18 protein-coding genes and 2 pseudogenes are annotated in these 23,333 nt (G+C 72.0%); 13 read left to right on the top strand and 7 right to left on the bottom strand.

The features are described 5' to 3' along the window. Positions 1-1,242: a site-specific integrase gene (locus ACIP9D_RS17100; RefSeq protein ID WP_350875631.1), complete on the top strand. Its 1,242-nt coding sequence runs from the start codon at positions 1-3 to the stop codon at positions 1,240-1,242. A gap of 57 nt (positions 1,243-1,299) precedes the next feature. Here ACIP9D_RS17100 and ACIP9D_RS17105 read toward each other — a convergent pair whose 3' ends face one another. The 3 genes from ACIP9D_RS17105 to ACIP9D_RS17115 form a co-directional block, all read right to left on the bottom strand. Further along, positions 1,300-1,554: a Smr/MutS family protein gene (locus tag ACIP9D_RS17105; RefSeq protein WP_007465523.1), complete on the bottom strand. Its 255-nt coding sequence runs from the start codon at positions 1,552-1,554 to the stop codon at positions 1,300-1,302. 130 nt (positions 1,555-1,684) lie between these two features. Continuing rightward, complete coding sequence (locus ACIP9D_RS17110) at positions 1,685-2,050, bottom strand: tetratricopeptide repeat protein (protein ID WP_350875633.1); 366 nt, start codon at positions 2,048-2,050, stop codon at positions 1,685-1,687. Positions 2,051-2,153: 103 nt separating this feature from the next. After that, positions 2,154-2,915 (bottom strand): ROK family protein, encoded by a 762-nt coding sequence (locus ACIP9D_RS17115; protein WP_350875635.1) that lies wholly within the window; start codon positions 2,913-2,915, stop codon positions 2,154-2,156. Positions 2,916-2,977: 62 nt separating this feature from the next. Here ACIP9D_RS17115 and ACIP9D_RS17120 point away from each other — a divergent pair, with 62 nt between their 5' ends. The 3 genes and pseudogenes from ACIP9D_RS17120 to ACIP9D_RS17130 all read left to right on the top strand — a co-directional run bounded on the left by ACIP9D_RS17120 (position 2,978) and on the right by ACIP9D_RS17130 (position 5,968). Continuing rightward, positions 2,978-4,615: an ABC-F family ATP-binding cassette domain-containing protein gene (locus ACIP9D_RS17120; RefSeq protein ID WP_350875637.1), complete on the top strand. Its 1,638-nt coding sequence runs from the start codon at positions 2,978-2,980 to the stop codon at positions 4,613-4,615. A gap of 38 nt (positions 4,616-4,653) precedes the next feature. Further along, positions 4,654-4,899: pseudogene (locus ACIP9D_RS17125) on the top strand (hypothetical protein); the annotation flags it as partial. A gap of 343 nt (positions 4,900-5,242) precedes the next feature. Then, complete coding sequence (locus ACIP9D_RS17130; protein ID WP_350875639.1) at positions 5,243-5,968, top strand: methyltransferase domain-containing protein; 726 nt, start codon at positions 5,243-5,245, stop codon at positions 5,966-5,968. A 26-nt stretch (positions 5,969-5,994) separates the two neighbouring features. Here ACIP9D_RS17130 and ACIP9D_RS17135 read toward each other — a convergent pair whose 3' ends face one another. Continuing rightward, a complete protein-coding gene (locus ACIP9D_RS17135) occupies positions 5,995-7,002 on the bottom strand; it encodes a LacI family DNA-binding transcriptional regulator (protein ID WP_350875641.1) in 1,008 nt (335 codons plus the stop codon). Between the two features lie 146 nt (positions 7,003-7,148). Between ACIP9D_RS17135 and ACIP9D_RS17140 the strand changes: the two genes are divergently transcribed. From ACIP9D_RS17140 to ACIP9D_RS17160, 5 genes are all read left to right on the top strand, one after another. Continuing rightward, positions 7,149-8,660 (top strand): alpha-N-arabinofuranosidase, encoded by a 1,512-nt coding sequence (locus ACIP9D_RS17140; protein ID WP_350875643.1) that lies wholly within the window; start codon positions 7,149-7,151, stop codon positions 8,658-8,660. A gap of 40 nt (positions 8,661-8,700) precedes the next feature. Then, entirely contained in the window at positions 8,701-10,032 is a 1,332-nt protein-coding gene (locus ACIP9D_RS17145) for an ABC transporter substrate-binding protein (RefSeq protein ID WP_350875645.1), read from the top strand. 6 nt (positions 10,033-10,038) lie between these two features. Beyond that, positions 10,039-11,007, top strand: coding sequence for a sugar ABC transporter permease (locus ACIP9D_RS17150; protein ID WP_350875647.1), 969 nt, complete (start codon positions 10,039-10,041; stop codon positions 11,005-11,007). 10 nt (positions 11,008-11,017) lie between these two features. Continuing rightward, positions 11,018-11,875 carry a carbohydrate ABC transporter permease gene (locus ACIP9D_RS17155; RefSeq protein WP_350875649.1) on the top strand — a complete coding sequence of 286 codons (858 nt, stop codon included), beginning with the start codon at positions 11,018-11,020 and terminating at the stop codon, positions 11,873-11,875. A gap of 116 nt (positions 11,876-11,991) precedes the next feature. Further along, on the top strand, positions 11,992-12,894 hold the full coding sequence (locus tag ACIP9D_RS17160) for a glycoside hydrolase family 43 protein (RefSeq protein ID WP_350875651.1): 903 nt from the start codon (positions 11,992-11,994) through the stop codon (positions 12,892-12,894). Between the two features lie 88 nt (positions 12,895-12,982). Here ACIP9D_RS17160 and ACIP9D_RS17165 read toward each other — a convergent pair whose 3' ends face one another. Next, on the bottom strand, positions 12,983-14,479 hold the full coding sequence (locus tag ACIP9D_RS17165) for an amino acid permease (RefSeq protein WP_400450214.1): 1,497 nt from the start codon (positions 14,477-14,479) through the stop codon (positions 12,983-12,985). A 217-nt stretch (positions 14,480-14,696) separates the two neighbouring features. Between ACIP9D_RS17165 and ACIP9D_RS17170 the strand changes: the two genes are divergently transcribed. Further along, positions 14,697-16,349, top strand: coding sequence for a family 10 glycosylhydrolase (locus ACIP9D_RS17170; RefSeq protein WP_350875653.1), 1,653 nt, complete (start codon positions 14,697-14,699; stop codon positions 16,347-16,349). 187 nt (positions 16,350-16,536) lie between these two features. Then, positions 16,537-17,076 (top strand): phospholipase, encoded by a 540-nt coding sequence (locus ACIP9D_RS17175; RefSeq protein WP_350875655.1) that lies wholly within the window; start codon positions 16,537-16,539, stop codon positions 17,074-17,076. A 137-nt stretch (positions 17,077-17,213) separates the two neighbouring features. Here ACIP9D_RS17175 and ACIP9D_RS17180 read toward each other — a convergent pair whose 3' ends face one another. Further along, positions 17,214-20,057, bottom strand: a complete 2,844-nt coding sequence (locus tag ACIP9D_RS17180) for an ATP-binding protein (protein WP_400450217.1) — start codon at positions 20,055-20,057, stop codon at positions 17,214-17,216. 286 nt (positions 20,058-20,343) lie between these two features. Beyond that, a complete protein-coding gene (locus ACIP9D_RS17185; protein ID WP_350875657.1) occupies positions 20,344-20,565 on the bottom strand; it encodes a zinc ribbon domain-containing protein in 222 nt (73 codons plus the stop codon). Positions 20,566-20,961: 396 nt separating this feature from the next. On the opposite strand from ACIP9D_RS17185, the pseudogene ACIP9D_RS17190 reads away from it, so the two are divergent. Both ACIP9D_RS17190 and ACIP9D_RS17195 read left to right on the top strand, forming a co-directional pair. Further along, positions 20,962-22,223, top strand: a pseudogene (locus ACIP9D_RS17190) (lytic transglycosylase domain-containing protein). A 73-nt stretch (positions 22,224-22,296) separates the two neighbouring features. Beyond that, on the top strand, positions 22,297-23,313 hold the full coding sequence (locus ACIP9D_RS17195; protein WP_350875829.1) for a GNAT family N-acetyltransferase: 1,017 nt from the start codon (positions 22,297-22,299) through the stop codon (positions 23,311-23,313). Positions 23,314-23,333 lie beyond the last annotated feature (20 nt).

Raw genomic sequence — 23,333 nt, forward strand, 5'->3', positions numbered from 1 at the left:
ATGGCCCACATCGTCGACCGCTGGTATCGCACCATCGTCGGCCCCGACGGGAAATCGCGACAGGAACCGAAGCCAGAATGCGGGCAGGGAATGCGCTACCGGGTCCGGTACATCGCGCCGGACGGCAAGGAAAAATCGCAGTCGTTCCCCGACAAGAAAAAGCGTGAGGCACAAGCGTTCCTCGCCAACGTCCAGGCCGACATCCTCAAGGGCACCTACGTCGACCCCGACGCCGGCCGCACCACCTTCAAGCAGTACGCCGACGATTGGCTCGCCGCAGCAACCACCGACGTCCTCACCCGCGACCGCATCGAATACGAACTCCGGCTGCACGCCTACCCGACCTTCGGCGATAGGCCGATCGCGTCCATTCAGCCGGCGACAATTCGGGAGTGGGCACGGAAGCTACAGGAGAAGGGGTTGGCGGTGAGTTACCGCCGGGTCCTCTTCACCGACGTGTCGATGATTTTTAACGCGGCGGTTGATGATCGGAAGATCCTGAACAACCCGTTTGCGGTCAAGAGCATTCGCCGGCCAAAGCCTGCCCCAACCAAGGTGGTGCCGTGGCCGGTTGCTCGCTTGGTGGCCTTCCGAGAGAACGTGCGGCCCCGGTACCGGATAGCGGTTGACCTGGGTGCGGGCTGCGGCCTGCGGCAAGGAGAGGTTTTCGCCGTCAGTCCCGAGGATCTCGACCCGGCCCGCCCGGTCTTGCAAGTTACCCGCCAGATCAAGTTGGTGCGCGGTCAACTGATCTTCGCACCGCCGAAGGGCGGTAAGTCGCGGGAGGTCCCGCTACCGCGTTCGGTAGCGACCAGGCTGGAGCGCCACGCCGAGGATTGCCCCCCGGTCGCAGTGACGCTGCCGTGGGGCACCTTGACCGGCGAACCCCGAACCGTCGAGCTGTACCTAACCACGCCCTCTGGGACCGCGCTGACCCGCTCGATATTCAACTCCGGCGTCTGGAAGCCCGCGATCCGCGCTACCGGCATCCCGGACGACCGGCACAACGGGATGCACGTGCTCCGGCACACCTACGCCTCGGTGCTCCTGGACGCCGGGGAGAGCATCAAGGCCCTCTCGGCTTACTTGGGCCACGCCGACCCTGGCTTCACCCTTCGGACCTACACCCACCTGTTGCCGACTAGCGAGGACCGAACCCGCCGGGCCATCGACAAGGCGCTAGGCGACGTCCAGGCCGTCGAGGACAGCCCGCAAGCCGGTGACGGCCTGGAAACGGCATGATCATGGTTCAACGGCCCTGTGAGCGACCGGACGCGCAGGTCAGGGGCTATGTCGCCGCTATTTCCAGCGGAAGTGCACGAAGAGGCGACCGAAGTTCTTGGAGTCCTTCTCGACCCGGTGGTAGAGCTGCTTGACGTCCTTCTGGTCGAGGAACCGCAGCACCCGCTTCTTGAGCTGGCCGGATCCCTTACCGGGGATGATCTCCACGAGGGTGGCCTTCTTCGCCACCGCCTCGTCCATGATCCCGCGCAGCGCGCGGTCGATGTCCTGCCCCTTGTTGAAGATCTCGTGCAGGTCGAGCTTGAGCTTCACGACGTGCCCACCTCCAGCTCAGCTCCCATGACGGCCCAATGGTAAGCCCGGACGGAACGCGACGGGGCAGCCCCGTGGGGCTGCCCCGTCCGCTCGTCCAACCGCCGGCCGCGCCGCGGCCGGCCGGTGCTCAGCGCCCGCCCACCCGGGTCTCCACCCGGCGCAGCGCGGTCGTGTAGTCGTCGTTGCCCGAGTGCATCGCCGCGGCGATCCGCAGGTGCCGCAGGGCGTCGGTGTGCCGGTTCAGCCGCTCCAACGTCCGGCCCAGCACGTGGTGGGCGTAGTGGTCGCTGGGGTCACGGTCGACCAGCGCGCGCAACTGCTCCTCGGCCCGGTTGAGCTGGGCGGACAGGAAGTACGCCCGGGCCAGCAGCTGCCGTACCGCGGCGTTGTCCGGCTCGGCCTCGACGATCGGCTCGAGCAGCCGGGCCGCTCCGGTCGGGTCTCCGGTTTCGAAGAACATGGTCGCCCGCCGGTACTCGGCCAGAAGATCCATTCGACCCACCCCCTCGTATCGCGCCGTCACTTCCCCGACGCTGACACAACACCGCCCGGATGGCGACTGTTCCCCGGGCGGATCCCGCCGGACGTGCGGGTCCCTAGGCGCGCCGGGCGGCGGAGAGATCCCAGGCCCGGACGCCGCCGATGATCCCGGCGGTGTTCGGCACCACCACCACGTCGTCACCCATCCGGGTCAGCTGTTCCGGACGGATCAGCCGGGAATTTCCCCCACCCATGTAGAGCCGGTCCCACCGGAACACCGGGCGGAGCCCGTCCACCACCCCGCGTACCCGCCTGGACCAGAACGCGTCGCCTAGCCGGCGGCGTTCCGGCTCGCCGACGTACGTGTCGTAGGTCATCCCCCAGCGCACCGGCGCCTGCGAGAGCTCCAGGTGCGGCGCGAGGATCCCGCCGTCGAAGAGCGCGCAGCCCAACCCGGTGCCGAGGGTGAGCACCAGCTCCAGCCCGGTGCCCGCCACCACCCCGGCGCCGTGCACCTCGGCGTCGTTGAGCGCCAGCACCGGCACCCCGAACGCCTCCGCGAGCGCGGTCCGCACGTCCCAGCCGGACCACTCGGCCAGCAGGTCGGGATCGACCCGGGTACGCGGCCCGGCCCGGGTGACGTAGTGCGGCGTGGCCACCACCACGCCGTGCCGGAGCATGCCGGGCAGCCCGACGGTCACCCGGTCCGCTGCGGGCAGCCGGGCCCCCAGGTCCAGCAGGGTCTTGACGAAGAGCGCGGGCGGCAGCGGGTACGGCGTGGGCACCCGCAGCGGCCGCGTCCGCATCGTGCCCGCCCCGTCGAGGACGGAGGCCTTGATGCCGCCTCCGCCGCAGTCGATCGCCAGTGTGGTCACCACCCCGCCGAGTCTGCCCCGTGCCGCCCGGCGATGTGCACCGGGCCGGATAGGCTCGCCTCCTCATGAGCGCCACGATGATCGTCAAGGACCTGGCCGCCGGGCACGGCGACCGCCCGCTCTTCACCGGGTTGGACCTGGTGGTCGCGCCCGGGGACGTGGTCGGCCTGGTCGGGCCGAACGGGGCGGGGAAGTCGACGCTGCTGCGTACCCTCGCCGGGCTGCTGCCGGTCGAGGCCGGCAGCGTCACCCTGAGCCCGCCCACGGCGAGCGTCGGGCACCTGCCGCAGGAGCCGGAGCGGCGACCGGGCGAGACGGTACGCGGCTTCCTGGCCCGGCGCACCGGGGTGACCGGCGCGCAGGCCGCCCTCGACGCCGCCACCGAGGCGCTCACCGCCGGCGCGGCGGGCGCCGACGACGGGTACGCCGACGCGCTGGAGCGCTGGCTCGCCCTCGGCGGCGCGGACCTGGACGAACGGGCCGAACAGGTCGCCGCGGAACTGGGTCTCACCGTCGACCTGGACCAGGAGATGACCGGGCTCTCCGGTGGCCAGGCGGCCCGGGCCGGGTTGGCCTCGCTGCTGCTCAGCCGCTACGACGTCTTCCTGCTCGACGAGCCCACCAACGACCTGGACCTGGCCGGGCTGGAGCGGTTGGAGGAGTTCGTGACCGGGCTGCGCGCCGGCACGGTGCTGGTCAGCCACGACCGGGAGTTCCTCACCCGGACGGTGACCCGGGTGCTGGAGCTCGACCTGGCGCAGCAGCAGATCCGGCACTACGGCGGCGGCTACGCGGCCTACCTGGAGGAGCGCGAGGTGGCCCGCCGGCACGCGCGGGCCGACTTCGAGGAGTACGCCGACACCCGGGCGGCGCTGGAGGCGCGGGCCCGGACCCAGCGCTCCTGGATGGAGAAGGGCGTCAAGAACGCCCGGCGCAAGGCCACCGACAACGACAAGATCGGCCGCAAGTTCCGCTCCGAGGCGAGCGAGAAGCAGGCGGCGAAGGCGAAGCAGACCGAGCGGCTGATCGAGCGGCTCGAGGTGGTCGAGGAGCCGCGCAAGGAGTGGGAGCTGCGGATGGAGATCGCCGCCGCGCCGCGCGCCGGCGCCGTCGTGGCCGCGCTGCGTGACGCGGTGGTACGCCGGGGAGCGTTCACCCTCGGGCCGGTGAACCTCCAGATCGACTGGGCGGACCGGGTGGCGGTCACCGGGGCGAACGGCTCCGGCAAGTCCACCCTGCTGGCCGCCCTGCTCGGCCGGCTGCCGCTGGACACCGGGCACGCCGCGCTCGGCCCCGGGGTGGTGGTCGGCGAGGTGGACCAGGCCCGCGGGCTCTTCCTCGGCGACGCGCCGCTGATCGACGCGTTCCGGGTCGCCGTACCGGAGCTGTCGCCGGCGGACGCGCGGACCCTGCTGGCCAAGTTCGGCCTGCGGGCCGGGCACGTGCTGCGGCCGGCCGCGACCCTCTCCCCCGGCGAGCGGACCCGGGCGGCCCTGGCGCTGCTCCAAGGGCGCGGGGTGAACCTGCTGGTGCTCGACGAGCCGACCAACCACCTCGATCTGCCCGCCATCGAGCAGTTGGAGTCGGCGCTGGCCAGCTACCCCGGCACGCTGCTGTTGATCACCCACGACCGGCGGATGCTGGACGCGGTGGCGACCAACCGGCGGCTGCGGGTCGACGCCGGACGGATCGCCGAAGACTGATCCGTGCCGATGGCGCGCCACGGGGTGAGAATGACCCCATGCTCAAGTGGGAGTACGCGCTGCTGATCCGCCGGCGGCAGGCGGCGACGAACGACCTCGGCTGGGAGGTCGTCTTCGTCTGGTACGGCCCGGACGGCTCGATGGTCGACGTCACCCCGTACGGGGACACCGCGCTGGCCCACCTGAACCGGGCCGGCGACCAGGGCTGGGAGTTGGTCGCGATGAGCGAGGACCCGTCCCTGCCCGGCAACCACGAACTGCACCGCTACCACCTGAAGCGACCCAAGCCGGCCGCCCCGCCGCCCCGGCAACGGATGCGGGCCGGCGGTCGGCCGCGCCGGACCATCACCGGCTGACCGGCCGGTCCCCGGCGCGTCTCGGTCCGCTCATCGGTGTCTCACCGGCTCGGCGCCGGCGGTGTCCTGGTGACCGTGATACCTCACAGGCATATTGATGCCGCAGAGGTATCGCGCTGACCGGGGCTACCGCACGCCTGACTCCCGCGCACGGCCCGACCGCGCGCACCGCCTGACCCCGCGCCGGCCGACCTCGCGCCGCCGTCGAATGTCCCTCCAGAGCAGGGCATATGCGGCGGGGATGCGGGTAACGGGCGGCGGGAGGTGACCCATGGTCGCGTTGGCACAGACCCCGCCGTCGGCGGACCGGCTGCGGGCGGTGGACGGGTTCCTCGCCGAGGCGTGGGCTGATCAGACCGGCCACGACGACCGGCTGCGCGGCCTCGCCGTCGAGGTGCGCTTCGACCGCGGCGTCGCGCACGTGACCGGCGAGGTGGCCGACCCGGCCGAGCTGCGGCTCGTCCGGGATCAGATCGGCCGGCTGGCCGGGGTGCTCGGCGTCTGGTGCCGGGTGCGGGTCGCCGGGCGGGATCCGGTGGTGGTCGACCTCGGCTGCGGGCCGAGCAAGCAGTGGCCGGGGAACCTGGGTCTGGACATCTTCCCCGCGACCGGGGTGGACGCGGTGGCCGACCTCTCCCGGTCGCTACCGCTGGCCGACGACGCGGTCGACGTGTTCTTCACGGTGCACATCCTGGAGCACCTGATCGACTTCCTGCCCCTGCTGGACGAGTGCCACCGGGTGCTGCGCCCGGGCGGCGTGCTGCACGTGATGAGCCCCTGGTGGGGGCACGTGAACGCGGTGGCCGACCCGACCCACGTCCGGCTGCTCGACGTACAGACCTTCAAGGGCATCTGCCTGCAGCGTCCGCCCGGCACGCCGCGCTGGTATCCGCTGCACGCCGGCTGTGACGGCGCCTCGATCTTCGCCGACCTCACCCCGGTCCCCCCGGACGCCGCCCCGCCCACCGCGTCGCACCTGGCCCGCTTCTTCGACTGAGCCGCGGCTTCCCCCAACAGGGGGGATCAGCGCGGGTGGGTGGATTCGCGCGGGGTCAGCCGGTAGGGGGCGGAGAGTTCGCGGGCCGGGGCGGAGGGGTCGCCGTCGAGGCGGTTGGCCAGCAGCTCGACCGCGAGCCGGGCGATCTGCTCCTTGTCCGGGGCGATGGTGGTCAAGGTCGGCACCGAGAACCGGCCGTCCTCGATGTCGTCGAAGCCGGCCACGGCGACGTCGTCGGGCACCCGCAGGCCCGCCTCGTGCAGCGCCCGCAGCGCGCCCAACGCGAGGGTGTCGTTGAAGCAGAAGACCGCGTCGGGGCGTACGCCCGAGGTGAGCAGGTGGCGCATGGCGGCCGCGCCGTCCGCGCGGTGCCAGGCCGGCGCGGGCGCGATCAGCGCCTCGTCGTAACCGAGGCCGGCCGCCTCGAGCGCGGCCGCGTAGCCGGTGAGCCGGAGCCGCGCGCTGGCCCCCTCCGGGGTGCGCTGTGACCCGATGGCGGCGATCCGGCGCCGGCCGAGGCCGATCAGGTGTTCGGTGATCTCGCGGGCGGCGGCCACGTTGTCGATCACGACGTGGTCGGCGGGGCCGTGGTCGACCCGCTCGCCGAGCAGCACCATCGGCGTGCCGTCCAGGTTGGCCAGGTCCTCCGCGGTCAGCGCCAGCGGACTGAAGATCAACCCGTCGATCAGGTGGTCGGTGATGCCGGAGGCGACCACCCGCTCCTGCTCGCGGCCGCCGCCGGTCTGGTCGATCAGCACCGTCCAGCCGAGCTCGGCGGCGGCGTTGACCACGTGCCGGGCCAGCTCGGCGAAGTACGGGATGTCCAGCTCCGGCACGGCCAGGGCGATCACCCCGGTGCGGCCCTTGCGCAGGTTGCGGGCGGAGAGGTTCGGCCGGTAGTTGAGGGCGGAGATCGCCTCCTCGACCCGGGCCCGGGTGTCCGGCCGGACGTGCACGTAACCGTTCACCACGTTGGAGACCGTCTTCACCGACACGCCGGCCCGCTCCGCCACGTCCTTGAGCCTGTGTCGCACTTCCGCAACCTCCCCGATGTAACCACCGGCACTCTACCGCGTAACTCGCTCTTTACAACGTTGCCTACAACGTTGTAGAAAGCAGGGAACCGGGTGTGCGGTGACCGTGGTCACCGGACACCAGAAATGACGAAAGGTGACATCCGGTGCGGACCGCACAGCTGACGATCGACCCGGCATTCGCAATCGGGCCGGCCGACCGGCGACTCTTCGGCTCCTTCGTCGAGCACATGGGCCGCTGCGTCTACGGGGGCATCTACGAGCCGGGCCACCCGGAGGCAAATGCCCTCGGGCTCCGACGTGACGTGCTGGAGCTGACCCGGGAGCTGGGCGTCTCCGTCGTCCGCTACCCCGGCGGCAACTTCGTCTCCGGCTACCGCTGGGAGGACGGCGTCGGCCCGGTCGGTGACCGACCCCGCCGGCTCGACCTGGCCTGGAAGACCGTCGAGACCAACGCGTTCGGCCTGCACGAGTTCATGACCTGGGCGGACGAGGCCGGGGTCGAGCCGATGATGGCGGTCAACCTGGGCACCCGGGGCGTGCAGGAGGCGCTGGACCTGCTGGAGTACAGCAACCACCCGGGCGGGACGCACCTCTCCGACCAGCGCCGCAAGAACGGCGCCGAGGATCCGTTCGGGGTGCGGCTCTGGTGCCTCGGCAACGAGCTGGACGGCCCCTGGCAGGTCGGGCACAAGACCGCCGACGAGTACGGCCGGCTGGCCGCCGAGGCGGCCCGGGCGATGAAGATGATCGACCCGTCGATCAGCCTGGTCGCCTGCGGCAGCTCCAACCGGCGGATGCCGACCTTCGCCTCCTGGGAGGCGACCGTGCTCGAGCACACCTACGAGCACGTCGACTACATCTCCGCGCACACCTACTACGACCCCTCCGACGGCGACCGGGCCAGCCTGCTCGCCTCCGCCGTCGACATGGACAATTTCATCACCGAGGTGGTCGCCACCGCCGACCACGTGGCGGCGAAGCAGCGGCACCGCCGCAAGCTGAAGATCTCCTTCGACGAGTGGAACGTCTGGTACGAGGCTCGCCTCCAGGCGGACCTGGACCGGCGCGGCTGGGTCGAGGCGCCGGCCCTGATCGAGGACGACTTCACCGCGGTCGACGCGGTGGTCGTCGGCGACCTGCTGATCACCCTGCTCCGGCACGCCGACCGGGTCGGCGTGGCCGCCCAGGCGCAGCTGGCGAACGTGATCGCCCCCATCCGGACCCGCAACGGCGGGCCGGCCTGGCGGCAGAGCATCTTCCACCCCTTCGCGCTGACCGCCCGGTACGCCCGTGGCACGGTGCTGCGTACCGAGCCGGTCTCGCCCCGTTACGAGACGAAGAAGTACGGCGACGTCCCGGTGCTGGACACCGTGGCCGTGCACGACGAGGAGACCGGCGAGCTGACCGTGTTCGCGGTCAACCGGGGCGACACGGACCTGGAGCTACAGCTCGACCTGCGCGGCGTGTCGGGACTATCTGGTCAATCCCACCTGACCCTCGCTGCCGGGGACGATCCGTCGGCGACCAACACCGAGGCCGAACCGGACAAGGTAACGCCTCGGGAACTGAACACCCCCACCCTCGACGCCGGCCGGTGCTCGGTGCGCCTGCCGGCCGTCTCCTGGAACGTGCTGCGCTTCGGAAACCGGCCCTGACCAGGCAAACTTTTCCCGTCCCCCCAAGGAGAGATACGGCATGATCCAGAACGAAATGAGCCGACGGCGACTGCTCGGGCTCGGCGTCGGGCTCGGCGCGGCGGCGACCCTGACCCTGGCCGGCTGCGGCGGCGGCGACGACTCCGGCGGCCCGGCGGCGGCCGGCAACGGCGGCAAGGACTACACCGGTCCGAAGGTGGACCTCAAGCTGTGGAACGGCTTCACCGGCGGCGACGGCGAGATCTTCAAGACGCTGGTGAACCAGTTCAACACCGAGCACCAGAACATCGCGGTGTCGGTCGCCACCTACCAGTGGGAGGACTACTACAACAAGCTCCCCGGTGCGGCCTCCAGCGGCAACGGGCCGGACGTCGCGGTCATGCACATGGACCAGCTCGCCACCTTCGCCGCCCGTGGCGTGATCACCGAGCTGGACGACGTGGCCAAGACCCTCGAGCTGACCGAGGCGGACTTCGCGCCCACGGTCTGGCAGGGCGGTCTCTACAACAACAAGCGGTACGGCATTCCGCTGGACATGCACCCGCTGGGCTTCTACTACAACAAGTCGGTGATGCAGAAGGCCGGGCTGGACCCGAACAAGCCGCCGACCACCCGCGACGACTTCACCGCCGCGCTCACCGAGCTGAAGAAGTCGGGCGTGCAGGGCTACTGGGTCAGCCCGTTCCAGTTCACCGGCGGCATGAGCTTCTACTCGCTGGTCTACCAGTTCGGCGGCAGCCTCTTCGACGCCGAGGTCGCCAAGGCCACCTTCAACTCCGACCCGGCGGTCGAGGCGTGCACCTGGATGGTCGACATGATCAAGCAGGGTCACTCGCCGTCCAACGTCGGCCAGGACGCCGAGTACCTGGCGCTGAAGAGCGGCAAGAACGCCTTCACCTTCAACGGCATCTGGCAGATCAACGACCTGAAGAAGAGCCCGGACGTCCAGTGGGGCGTGGCGCCCCTGCCGCAGATCGGCAGCAAGCCGGCGGCCTGGGCCAACTCGCACAACTTCACCATCGTCAAGCAGCGGGCCAACAACGCCAACAAGGTCTCCGCGTCGAAGGTCTTCATCAACTGGCTCAGCCAGCACTCCCTCGACTGGGCCAAGGGCGGCCAGGTGCCGGCCCGCAAGACCGTCCGGGACAGCGGCGAGTTCAAGGCGCTGACCGAGGTCAGCGCGCTCGCCCCCGAGCTGGAGTACGCGGCCTTCCCGCCGGCGACCCCGGGCCTGGGTGAGGTCCTCACCACCTTCTACAACTCGTTCAACGAGGCCGTGCTGGGCAAGAAGTCGCCCAAGCAGGCGCTCGACGACGGTGTGGCCAAGGCGAACAAGCAGCTCGAGGACAACCGCAAGAAGTACGGGAGCTGATTCCTTGTGGCGGACGTGATCGAGGTCGGGGCGGCGCGCGGTGACGCGCCGCCCCCGGCGGCCAGTGCTGCCCGCCGGGGCGCCAAGTCGGCGAACCGGGTCGGTCGGGCGACGCCGTATCTCTTCCTCACCCCGTACCTGGTGCTGTTCGCGGTGTTCGGCCTGCTGCCGATCCTGCTCGGCCTCTGGCTCAGCGTGCACCAGTGGGACTTCCAGCTGCCCAACCGGCCGTTCGTCGGGCTGGACAACTACAAGGAACTCTTCTCCAGCGACTCGGCTGTCTACGGCGACTGGTGGCAGAGCGTCCGGGCCACGGCGATCTTCACCGTCTTCGCGGTGCCGCTGCTGGTGGTCGTCCCGCTGGGGCTGGCCCTGCTGCTGAACCGCTCGTTCCCGGGCCGGACCTTCTTCCGGGCGGTCTACTTCGCGCCGTACGTGCTCGGCGTCGCGGTGATCGGCCTGCTCTGGCGGTTCCTGCTCGACGCGAACCTCGGCCTGGTCAACCGGGTGCTCGGCGTGCTCGGCCTGCCCGCCGACATTCCCTGGGTGACGGACGTGCCGTGGGCCTGGGTCTCCCTGGTCGGGGTCACCGTCTGGTGGACCTCCGGCTTCAACGCGGTGATCTACCTGGCCGGTCTCCAGGACATCCCGGCGGAGCTCTACGAGGCGGCGAAGGTCGACGGCGCGAGCACCTGGGAACGGTTCCGCCACGTCACGCTCCCCGGGCTGCGTCCGGTCCTGCTCTTCGTGATCACCACGACGGTGCTCGCCTCGGCGAACGTGTTCGGCCAGTCGTTCCTGATCACCCAGGGCGCTCCCGGCACGGAGACCCGCACCGTGGTCTGGTTCATCGTCGAGGAGGGGCTGCGGGACAACGACGCCGGCCGGTCCGCGGCGATGAGCATCGTGTTCGCGCTGATGCTGGCCGTGGTGAGCCTCGCCAACTTCCGCCTCTTCCGCTACCGGGAAGACTGAGGGGACCGCCATGACGACGCCTACGCGCAACGCCCGCGGCGCGGCGAGCACCCTGCGCCGGACCGCGCTCTACGCCATCCTGGTGGCGCTCACGCTGGTCTTCCTGATGCCGCTGGTGTGGATGGTCATCACCTCGCTGAAGACCTACGACGGGGCCCAGCAGATCCCGCCGACCTGGCTGCCCGACCCGCTCTCCGGGTACGGCTACCAGCAGATCCTGACCAACTCCGCCAACCCGGTGCTGCGCTGGTTCCTGAACAGCATGGTGGCGGCGACGCTGCACTCGCTGCTGGTGCTGGTGACCGCGTCGATGGCCGCGTACGCCCTGGCCCGGATGCGGTTCCGGGGTCGCGGGGTGAGCTTCGCGCTGATCGTCGGGACGCTCTTCATCCCGCCGACCTCGCTGATCATCCCGAACTTCCTCATCGTCGACTCGCTGAACTGGATCGACACCCTCGCCGTGGTCGTGGTGCCCGGCGCGGCCAGCGCGTTCGGGGTGTTCTTCCTGCGGCAGTTCTTCATCTCCTTGCCCAGGGAGCTGGAGGAGGCCGCGGTGCTGGACGGGGCGAACCAGTGGCAGATCTTCTACAAGGTGGTGCTGCCGCTCTCCAAGCCCGCGCTGGCAACCCTGGCGGTGCTCTCGTTCCTGACCAACTGGAACGACTTCCTCTGGCCGATCTTCGTGCTGTTCAGCCCGGAGAAACTGACCCTGCCGCCGGGTCTGGGCCTGCTGCAGGGCTCCTACGTGACCGACTACCCGGTGATCATGGCGGGGGCGGTGCTGGCCAGCGTGCCGGTGCTGATCCTCTTCGTGCTCGCGCAACGGCACATCATCCAGGGCGTCTCCCGCAGCGGCCTCAAGGGATGACGGCCGGATCACTCCGGCGAGGTGGTGCGGCGGCGGTTCTCGCCGCCGCACTGCTCGTCGCGGGCTGCGGCAGCGGCGACGAACCCACACCCACGAGTACGGGGAGCGACCCGAGCATGTTCACCAACCCGGTCATCCGGACCGACGCCCCCGACCCGCAGGCGATCCGGGTCGGTGACACCTGGTACCTGTTCCACACCAACGCCGACGGCCGGAACGTGCCGGTGCACACCTCGGCCGACCTGGTCGACTGGACGCCGGCCGGCGACGCCCTGCCGGCGCTGCCCGACTGGGCGGACGCCGGGAAGACCTGGGCCCCGGAGGCGATCCAGCTCGGGCCGGAGCAGTTCGTGCTCTACTACACCGTCGCGGGTCGGGAGTCCGGGCGGCAGTGCGTCGGGCGGGCGGTCGCGACGGCGCCGCAGGGCCCGTACCGCGACGACTCGGCCGGCCCGCTGATCTGCCAGGCCGAGTTGGGCGGGGCGATCGACGCCAGCCCGTACCGGGACACCGACGGCAGCCTCTGGCTGCTGTGGAAGAACGACGGCAACGCCATCGGGGTGGACACCTGGATCTTCTCCCAGCGCCTCTCGGACGACGGGCTGAGCCTGGTCGGTGAGCCGACGAAGCTGCTGAAGCAGACCGAGCCGTGGGAGGGCACCCTGATCGAGGGGCCGTTCTTCCACCGCCAGGACGGGACGCTCTACCTCTTCTTCGCCGCGAACGCCTACGACAAGGCCGAGTACGCCGAGGGCTACGCGGTCTGCGAGTCGCCCACCGGCCCGTGTGTGAAGGCCGCGGAGAACCCGATCCTGACCGGCAACGAGGCGGCGTCCGGCCCGGGGCACGCCTCGATGGTGGTCAAGGACGGCCGGACCTGGCTGCTCTACCACGCCTGGCCGCCCGGCCAGGAGGGCAGCACCGACCCGGGCCGGCAGACCTGGCTCGACGAGGTCGTCTGGCAGAACGGCAAGCCCGTGGTCAAGGGCCCCACCGCCACGCCCCAACCCCGCCCCTGACCCACACGGTGATCATGAGGTTCGCGGCGGATCCGAAGATCGGCAGCGCCGCGGACTTCATGATCACCGGGGGTGCGGTGGGGAGGGGTCAGTTGGGGGTGCGGGGGTGCGGGACGGCCTCGCGGGTGGCGAGGCGGTTGCGGCGGTAGCCGTAGCCGAAGTAGATCAGCGCGCCGAGCAGCATCCAGGCGCCGAACCGCAGCCAGGTCTCCACCGACAGGTTCAGCATCAGGTAGAGGCAGGCCAGCGCGGAGACGATCGGCAGCACCGGCGAGAGCGGCACCCGGAACGGCCGGTCCAGCTCGGGGCGGGTCCGGCGCAGGATCGGCACCGCCACCGAGACCAGCACGAACGCGCAGAGCGCGCCGATGCTCACCAGGTCGGCCAGCGCGGAGAGCGGCAGCAGCCCGGCGAGCAGCGCGACCCCGACCGTCATGATCGCCGAGATCCGGTACGGGGTGCCCCAGCGCGGGTGCACCTTGGCGATCGACGGCGGGATCAGCCCGTCCCGGGCGATGGCGAAGCCGATCCGCCCCATGGCCACCAGGTCGACCAGGATGACGCTGGTCAGGCCGGCGACCGCGGCGATCGAGACCAGGACCGCCGCCCACCCGGCACCGACCGCCTCGAAGGCCGACGCGATCGGGGCGGCCCGGTCGATGTCGGTGTACCGCACCATGCCGACCAGCACCAGCGAGACGCCGATGTAGAGCACGGTCGAGATGAGCAGCGTCCCGAGCAGCCCCAGCGGTAGATCGCGGCGCGGCTTCCTGGTCTCCTCGCCGAGGTTGGCCACCGCCTCGAAGCCGGTGTACGCGAAGAAGACCACCGCGGCCGCGCTGAGCACCCCGACGAATCCGAAGACCGAGGGTTCCAGGCCGAAGATGGCCTGGGTGAGCGGTTGCCGGATGCCGTCCTCCCCGCCCGAGGCCGGCTCGGCCGGCGGAATGAACGGGGTCAGGTTGGCTGCCTTGACGAAGAACAGCCCGGCGACCACCACGAAGACGCAGATGGCGACCTTCACCAGCACCAGCAGGTTGGTGATCCGGGCGGACTCCCGGATGCCGACGATGCCGACCACGCCGAGGACCAGCACGATGGCGACCGCCCCGAGGTTGACCACGCTGCCGTCCTCGGCGAACCACCTGGCGGGGAGGTCGAACAGCTCGGCCAGGTAGCCGGACCACCCGCGGGCCACCACCGCCGCGCCGAGGGCGAACTCCAGCAGCAGGTCCCAGCCGATGATCCAGGCGACGATCTCGCCCATCGTCGCGTACGCGTACGTGTAGGCGCTGCCGGCCGTCGGCACGCTGGAGGCCAGCTCGGCGTAGCAGAGCGCGGCGAGCAGGGCGACCACCCCGGCGATGGCGAACGAGATCACCACGGCCGGTCCGGCGCTGTCCCGGGCCTCGATCCCGGTCAGCGTGAAGATCCCGGTGCCGATCACGATGCCGATGCCGAACCCGGTCAGGTCGAGCGCGCCGAGCCGTCTCTTCAGGCCGGGACGGCCGTCGGAGCCGTCCGCCTCGCTCTGCGCGAGCACATCCCTGATCGGCTTGGTACGCAGCACGGACACCGCGCTCACCCCTCCCCACCGTGCGACCACCACCGCCGGCGGCCGGTGACCCGCGTTGCTACCCAGTACGCCTCGGCGCCAACCGCCAGTTTCTGCGCCAACCGGTCACCGGGTCTTGCGCGGAGCGCACCCGGTGTGAAAATTTCCTTCTAGCGGCAGATAGGCAGCGGCGAATCTTGCCGAGGCGGGCCGCCACCCGACCGGAGCCCCAACGAAGGGACACCGCATGAAGGCATCTCGGCTCGCGGCCGCCGGACTGGCCGCAACTCTGCTCGGCGCGCTCGTCGCCGCCCCGTCAGCCACCGCCGCACCCGATTCGGCGGCCGCCACCACCACCTGCGCCACCGACCCGGCCACCCCGAAGCGGCAGTTCCGCGCGCTGTGGATCGCCTCGGTGACCAACATCGACTGGCCCAGCAAGGCCTCGCAGGCCGCCCCCGACCAGGTCGCCCAGCAGAAGGCCGAGTATCTCGGCTGGCTCGACCTCGCCGAGCGCCTCAACCACAACGCGGTCGTCGTGCAGGTCCGCCCGACCGCCGACGCGTTCTGGCCGTCGGCGCACGAGCCCTGGTCGGAGTACCTGACCGGGGTCCGGGGCAAGGACCCGGGCTGGGACCCGCTGGCCTTCCTGGTCGAGGAGTCGCACAAGCGCAACCTCGAGTTCCACGCCTGGTTCAACCCGTACCGGGTCTCCATGCCGGCACCCGGCGGCGCCGGTGCCGACCTCGCCCAGCTCGCCCCCGGCCACCCCGCCCGGCAGCACCCCGAGTGGACCTTCGCCTACCCGCCGGCCGGAGTGGCCGGCAGCCGGCTCTACTACAACCCCGGCATTCCCGAGGTCCGCGAGTTCGTGCAGACCGCGATGATGGACGCGGTCACCCGGTACGACATCGACGGTGTCCACTTCGACGACTACTTCTACCCGTACCCGAGCGGCACCCACCAGGTGCCGGACGACGCCACCTTCGCGGCGTACAACCGGGGGTTCACCAACAAGGCCGACTGGCGGCGGGACAACATCAACCTGCTGATCCAGGAGATGAACGCCAAGATCAAGGCGGCCAAGCCGTGGGTGAAGTTCGGGGTCAGCCCGTTCGGCATCTGGCGCAACGCCAGCGCCGACCCGCTGGGCTCGGACACCACCGGCAGCCAGTCGTACGACATCATCTCCGCCGACACCCGCACCTGGGTCAAGCAGGAGTGGGTCGACTACATCGTCCCGCAGCTCTACTGGTACATCGGGCAGTACCCGGCTGCCGACTACGCCCGGCTGGTGCCGTGGTGGGCGGAGACCGTCCGGGGCACCCGGGTGCAGCTCTACATCGGGCAGGCCGACTACAAGAGCGGCGACCCGGCGTACGGCAGCTTCTGGATGAACCCGCGCGAGCTCTCCGACCACCTCACCCTGAACCGGTCGTACCCGGAGGTCCAGGGCAACGTGCACTTCTCGGCCGTCCAGGTGCGGGCCAACCGGCTCGGCGCCACCGACATCTACGCCGCCGAGCACTACTCCCGCCCGGCGCTGGTGCCGACCATGTCGCACCTGCCGGCGAAGCCGCTGCTCTTCCCGGTGGTCACCAAGGCCACCCGGCAGGCCGACGGGGTGCGGCTGAGCTGGCGACAGCCCGCCGACGGGGTGGGACCGTTCGGTGACGCCACCGGATACGCGATCTACCGGTTCGACGGCACGACGCTCGGCGGCGCCTGCGGCACCGCGGACGCCGCGCACCTGGTGGACACCGTCCGGGCCACGTCCGGCGCGGTGCAGTCCTGGGTGGACACCACCGCGGTGCCGGGCAAGCGCTACACCTACCGGCTGACCGCGCTCGACCGGCTCGCCAACGAGAGCCCGCTCAGCCCGCCGCGATTCGTCGGCTGAGCACCGACCGGATGCCCCCGGGGCGACGGCCAAGCGCCGCCCCGGGGGCATTCGTCTGTTTGGGCGCATGTCACCAATAGTTGGCACGGACCACAGATCCGTGCCCATCTATTGATCGAGACTGATCGGCACCGGTGATACCCACCGGTAACCCCCGTCCCACCCGCACACCCCCGCGGAGGTACACGTGCCCAGACGCCTCGCCACCCTCCTCGCCTCGGGCGCACTCGCGCTGCTCGTCGCCCTCGGACTAGCCTCCCCCGCCGCCGCCGTCACCCCGGCCCAGAAGCTCTCCGTCCTCTCCAGCTTCACCCAGACCAGCGCCAGCAGCTACAGCTCCTGGAACTCCGCCCGGCTCAACAAGGCCGCCTGGTCCGAGTACGCCTTCGACTGGTCGACCGACTACTGCTCGTCGAGCCCGGACAACCCGCTCGGGTTCACCTTCAACATGTCCTGCTACCGGCACGACTTCGGTTACCGCAACTACAAGGCGATGGGCCAGTTCTCGGCCAACAAGTCCCGCCTGGACAGCGCCTTCTACGAAGACCTCAAGCGGGTCTGCGCCACCTACAGCACCATCGTCCGGCCGGCCTGCTACAGCCTGGCCTGGACCTACTACCAGGCCGTCAGCATCTTCGGCTCGGTCGCCGCGGTCGACCCGGCCGACATCGAGCGCGCCGCCAAGATGAAGGCCGACGCCGAGCGTCGCGCCGGCCTGCGGGTCTGACCCGGGTGGGGGCCCGCGTCGCTGGAGAGCCGGCGGCGCGGGCCCTCCGCCGTGGCCGTCCGGGCCGGCGCCGGGCCGACCACCCTCACGCTCCTGTTGCCGGGAGTGAAGCAGAGCAACGGGGCACGACCGACGGCTCAGGCGCGTTCGGTCTGGCCGGCCGGGCGGCGCTCCGGCTCCGGCGCGGCCTGCCGGGGCGCCGGGCGCGCCCGCGTGGTGCGGAAACGTGTCGAGTCGGCCGCCAGGTCCGGATGCTCCACGTCCAGCGCCAGCGCGGCGGCCTCCTCCAGACCCAGCTCGACACCTTCGGAGTACGCGTCGTCGAAGGCGACGTCGCCGAGCGACCGGCGCAGCTCGGCCTGCCGGTCGGCCCAGTAGCCGTCGTAGATGCCCGGGGTGGACCGCAGGTTGGCTCGGGTCTCCTGCGCGGCGCCGAAGAGCCGGGCGGCGGTGAGCGGGTCGCCCCCGGCCGCGCAGCGCACCGCGATCGCGTTCAACGTGTCGCAGGCCCGGCCGTGGAAGCCGTGGCTCATCCGCGACCGGAGCGCCACCAGCAGGTGCTCGTGCGCCGCCACCAGGTCGTCGCGGCCCAGGGCGACCATGCCGAGCAGCATGTCGACCGAGCGCCGGCCCCGCTCGACCGGGCGGGCCGCCTCGACCGGGCGGGCCGCCCCGAGCAGCTCCGCCGCCTCGTCGAGCGCGCCCCGCCGCCAGAGCAGCTCGGCGAGGCTGTGCACGGCGAGCAGCGCGTCGCCGAGCACGTCCTGACTCTGCGCCCAGTCGATGACCTCCCGGCAGACCCGTTCCGCCTCGGCGAACTGTCCCATGTCGACCAGCGGCGCGGCCCGCCCGGCCAGCACCCGGGCCAGCAGGCCTGAGTCGCCGGCCTGTCGGGCCGCCGCCTCGGCCCGCTGCGAGTAGCGCAGCTCCTCGGCGAACTCACCGTCCGCGCCGGCGTGCAACGAGTGCATGTGGTACGCCGCCGCCAGCTCGGCCTCCGGGATCCGCTCGCCGGTCTCGGCGATCCGCCCGTAGAGCCGGAACAGCCAGAGCCGCCCCTCCCGGGCCAGCCCGCGCTCCCGCCACCACTGGTCCAGGCCACCGGCCAGCCGCAGGCCCGCGCCGGCGCTGCCACCGGTCGCGCACCACCGCAGCGCGGCCCGCAGCTCACCGGCGAGGGGGTCGAGCGCGTAGAGCGAGAGGGTGACCGGCCGGCCGTCCGGACCCAGGTGCGCCCGCTCCAGCGCGTGCGCGGACCAGGCCACGTGCCGGTTCCGGGCGGTCTGCTCCTCGCCGGCCTCGGCGAGCCGACGGGCCGCGTACGCCCGGATCGGGTCGAGCATCCGGTAGGTGCTGCCCGCGGCGTGCGGCTCGGCCAGCACCATCGACTTGTCCACCAGCACCGACAGCGGGTCGAGCGGGTCGTCGCCGAGCAGCCACTCGACCGTCGCCAGGTCCACCGGCCCGGCGAAGACGGACAGCCAGCGCAGCAGGCGGGCGGCCCGCGGCCCGAGGGTCCGGTACGACCAGGTGACGGTGGCCTGCATGGTGAGGTGCCGCTCGGTGGCGGAGCGCTGCACGGCCCGGCTGGCCGGCGTCGGCGGAGCGGCACCCGCCGCCGCGGCCACCAGGTCCACGGTGTCCTGCTGGTTGCCCATCCAGCCCCGGTCCACCGGCGGCGGCTCCGGATCCTCCCGGCCGGCGTCCAGGGTGCCGAGCATGTCGTCGAGGCGCTCGGCGAGCTGACCCACCGAGAGCACCCGCAGCCGGGCGGCAGCCAGCTCGATGGCGAGCGGCAACCCGTCGAGGCGCTGCACCACCCGGCGCAGGTCGGCCGACTCGGCCGGGTCCGGCTGCCGCCCGCCACGGGCCGCCGCCGTCCGATCCAGCAGCAGCGCCACCGCGTCGCTCTCCACCCCGTCGGCCGGGGGCTCGACCGAGAGGGGCGGGATCCGCCACACCACCTCGCCGGGCAGGCCGAAGGACTCCCGGCTGGTGGCCAGCACCCGCACTCCGCGCCCGCCGGCGAGGAGCCGGGAGATCACCTCGGCCGACGCGGCCGGCTGTGCGTCGCAGGTGTCCAGCAGGACCAGCATCCGGCGGGCCGCCGCGTACTCGACCAGGGTGTCCACCATCGGCCGGCCCGGCTCCGGGCGCAGGCCGAGCACGGCGGCGATCTCGAACGCCACCAGCCCCGGGTCGGTCACCGCGGCGATGTCCACGAACCAGACCCCGTCCGGGTACGCCTCGACCTCGCCGCAGGCCAACTCCACCGCGAGCCGGGTCTTACCGGCGCCACCCGCGCCGAGCACCGTGACCAGCCGATGCTCGGCCACCAGCCGGTTCAGCTCGGCCCGCTCGGCCTCCCTGCCGACGAACGAGGTGACCTGGGTGGGCAGATTGTGCGCCACCGCGTCGGCGGTACGCGGGCGCGGGAACTGCCGCTCCAGACCCGGCGCGACCAGCTGGAAGAGACGTTCCCGGTCGTCGAATCCCCGCAGCCGGTGAAGCCCCAGGTCGAGCAGGGAGGCGCCGGCCGGGAGCGGCTCGGCCCGCCGGGCGGTGGACGCCGAACAGAGCACCTGCCCACCGTGTGCGGCGGCGGCGATCCGGGCCGCCCGGTGCACCTCGGCGCTGGCGTACTCGCCGTCGCGCGGCTCGGCGTAACCGGTGTGCAGGCCCATCCGCACCCGGGGCGCGGAGTCCGGGGTGGGCCAGTCGTGGCTGGCCAGCGCCCGCTGCGCGGTCAGACAGGCGGTCAGCGCCTCGGCCGCGTCGGCGAAGGCCAGGAAGAACGAGTCGCCCTCGGTCAGCAGCTCCGCGCCGCCCGTGCCGGCCAGGGTCCGGCGCAGCAGCCGGCGGTGCTCGCGCAGCACCGGGCGGTACTCCGGACCGAGCAGTTGGGCCAGCCGGGTCGAGCCCTCGATGTCGGTGAACACGAAGGTCACCCACCCGGTCGGGAGCTGGATTCGTGCCGCCATGCGTCGAACCTCCGCCCGTGACGTCGGGTTCATGCTGCCTGAAGCGGAGCGATCACACATCGTGAGAACGGCCGGCCAGGCTCGGACTCAAAGTGCCACTCAGCCTCGCCTGGGGCAAGGCCGGCCCGCCGCTCGGCGGGTTGCGCGACGAACCTGACGGGTTGTCCGTCGGTCTCGCGGGCCGTCCGTCGATCCTGGCGGGTTGTCCGTCGAGCGTGGTGGGTCCGCGGGGGGATGACCGGGTGCGGCGCCGGCCGCGGTGGACCCGACGCCGGGGTGCGGCGGGTCAGCAGCCGCAGCCGCCACCGCAGCAGCCACCACCGGTGGGAGCCGACGCGCCGGTGGCGGCGCCGGTTCCGCCCCGGCCGGTGACCGCGACGGTGGAGAGGAGCTTGACCGTGTCGCCGTGGCCCTGCGGGCAGGCAGCCGGCTCACCGGCCTGCGCCATCGGGCGGTTGACCTCGAAGGTGTCGCCGCAGGCGCGGCAGCGGAACTCGTACCGGGGCATGGCATCAGGGTACGTCCGGGCCTGACGTTCGGCGGGGCATGGGTGATACTCGACGGGTGGCGGACGGCGAGGACAGATCGACCCTTCGGCCCCTACGACCGGCGGCGCCGCTCGACGGGCCGCTCGCCGAGTCCGGCGCGGCGCCGGAACCGGGGCCGCGGCAGGTGCCCCGGCCCCGCCGACCCTGGCTGCGCGCCAACTCCCCGACCGAGCCGGACAGCGCGTCGAGCGACGCTTCGGCCGGTACCGCGACGACCGGCTCGGCGACAGCCGGCGCTGCCGAGGGCACGGGCGGCGCGACCGACCAGCCGACGGCGGAGAGCGCGGCCAACTCGGCCGAGCCCGGCGCCGGGGACCCGGCGACCGAGACGGCGACCGAGGCCGGCACGGCCACCAGTGAGGCGAAGACCGAGTCCAGCGCGGGCACCACCGACCCGAAGGCCGAGGCCGGCGCGAGCACCGGCGACCCGACGAACGCCTCGGGCGGTCCGAAGACCGAGACCGACGCCGCGACCACCGACCCGAAGACCGAAGCCGGGGCGGGCAGCGCCGGCGCCAAGACGGAAGCCGCCGCGGACAGCGCCGGCGCCAAGGCCGACGCCGGCACGACCGCCGCACCGAAGGCCGACGCCGACCCGGCCGGCACGAGCCCGAAGGCCGCCCCGGACGGGGCGACGGCGGAGCCGGCCACCGGGAAGGCCACCGTGGACGGTCCCGCCGGGCGTACCCGCCGGCACCGGGTTCCGTTCGCGCACGCCGTACGGCTGGGCCCGCGCCGGGCGGCGGTGAGCGCGGCCCGGGCGACCCGGGCCTGGTCCCGACGGCCCAGCGGACGGCTCACCCTGCCCGGGCTGTTCCTGCTGGTACTGGTCGCGGCGACCGCGGCGGCCGGCGCGCTGCTGGTCCCCGCGGCGGTCCGGGCTCCTCGCCCGGTCGCGGTCGACGGCACCACCGCGCCGACCGTTCCGCCGGCCGGGGTGGCGCCGACCGCGGTGCCGTCCGGCCTGCCGGGCGGGGTCCTGCCCACGACGCCCCTGCCCACCGGCGTGGTGCCGCCCACCGGGCCGGTGATCGGGGTGGGTGGCCGGCCGGCCGACGCGCTGGCCGCCTGGGCCCAGCAGGTCGGCCCGAAGGTCGGCATCTCGCCGGTCGCCATGCAGGCGTACGGCTACGCCGAGCTGGTGCTCGCCCAGACCAACCGCAGTTGCGCGCTGAGCTGGACCACGCTGGCCGCCATCGGGTTCGTCGAGTCCTCACACGGCCAGGCCAACGGCGCCCAGCTGGGTCAGGACGGGCGGGCCGTGCCGGAGATCATCGGGCTCCCCCTGGACGGGCGCGACGGCCGGATGCGGATCGTCGACACCGACCGGGGGCAGCTCGACCGCGACACCACCTTCGACCGGGCGATCGGGCCGATGCAGTTCATCCCGACCACCTGGCAGGAGATCGGCGCGGACGCCGACAACGACGGCCGCAAGGACCCGCACGACCTGGACGACGCGGCGCTGGCCGCGGGCAACTACCTCTGCAAGAACGGCCGCAACCTGAGCATCCCCGGCGACTGGTGGAACGCGATCCTGTCGTACAACGATGTGCGCCGTTACGCCCAGGACGTCTACAACACCGCCAACCGGTACGGACAGACGAGCCGTACGTGAAGTGATCGTCCGCATACATTTGGAGAGCTGGACACTTCCCCCGGGCTGCGGTTAGCGGCAAGCTAGACAGGTGATGGTGCGCGAGTGGGACCCCAGGACCGCGTCGTCCGCCGAGATCTCGTCGCTGCTGGAGACGCTCAACGCGGTTCTCGCGGCCGATCTGCCACAGGATCCGCCGTGGCAGGAGAGTTCCCTGCGGGAATACCTCACCGAGGTGATGCCGGGCGAGCGCCGGATCTCCTGGGTCGGGCAGGAGGAGCCGGCCGCCAACGGGGCACCGGGTGCCATCCTCGGCCAGGTGCACGTGCTGCTCCTCGGCGACATCGGCGTGCTGGAGGTGCTGGTGCACCCCTCCGCCCGGCGCACCGGCCTCGGGCGTGACCTGGTCCGGGTCGCCGCCCGCCGGGTCTACCAGGAGGGCTTCTCCTCGATCGGCGTCGAGGTCGTCGGCGACACCCCGGCGGTCGCGTTCTACGAGTCGCTCGGCTTCACCCGGGAATACGTCGAGACCCGCAGCGTGCTCGACCTCGCCGCGGTCGACTTCACCGAGCTCGCCGAGATGTCCACCGGCGTCGGCGCGGGCTACCACGTGGAGTTCCACCCGGGCGGGCCACCGGACGAGTTGATCGAGGCCTACGCCCGGGCCAAGTCCGAGGTGCGCGACGTCGACGACGGTGAGCTGCGGCCCAGCTCCTACGACCCGCAGCGACTGCGCGACAGCCTGGACTGCCTGCACCGGCGGGGCATGAAGCCCTACATCGTGCTCGCCCAGCACGAGCAGTCCGGTGAGGTGGCCGGCCTGACCGAGGTGGTGGTGCCGGCGCAGCACCCGACCCGGGCCGACCAGTACGACACGATCGTCGTGCAGGATCACCGGGGCTACGGCATCGACCGGGCGATCAAGGCGCGGATGCTGCTGGAGCTGCGCTCGGCCGAGCCCCAGCTGGCCGAGGTTCAGACCTGGAACGCCCAGGCCAACGAGGCGATGTTGAAGGTCAACGCCGAGCTGGGCTACCGGCCCGACCGCGACTGGTGCGAATACAGCGTGGACGTGGCCGAGCTGGTGCACCGCCTCGATCCGCCACGCTGACCAGCTGTTCACGAAACGGT

Source organism: Micromonospora sp. NPDC093243, from assembly GCF_044753725.1.
In the GTDB taxonomy this organism is placed as follows: domain Bacteria; phylum Actinomycetota; class Actinomycetes; order Mycobacteriales; family Micromonosporaceae; genus Micromonospora.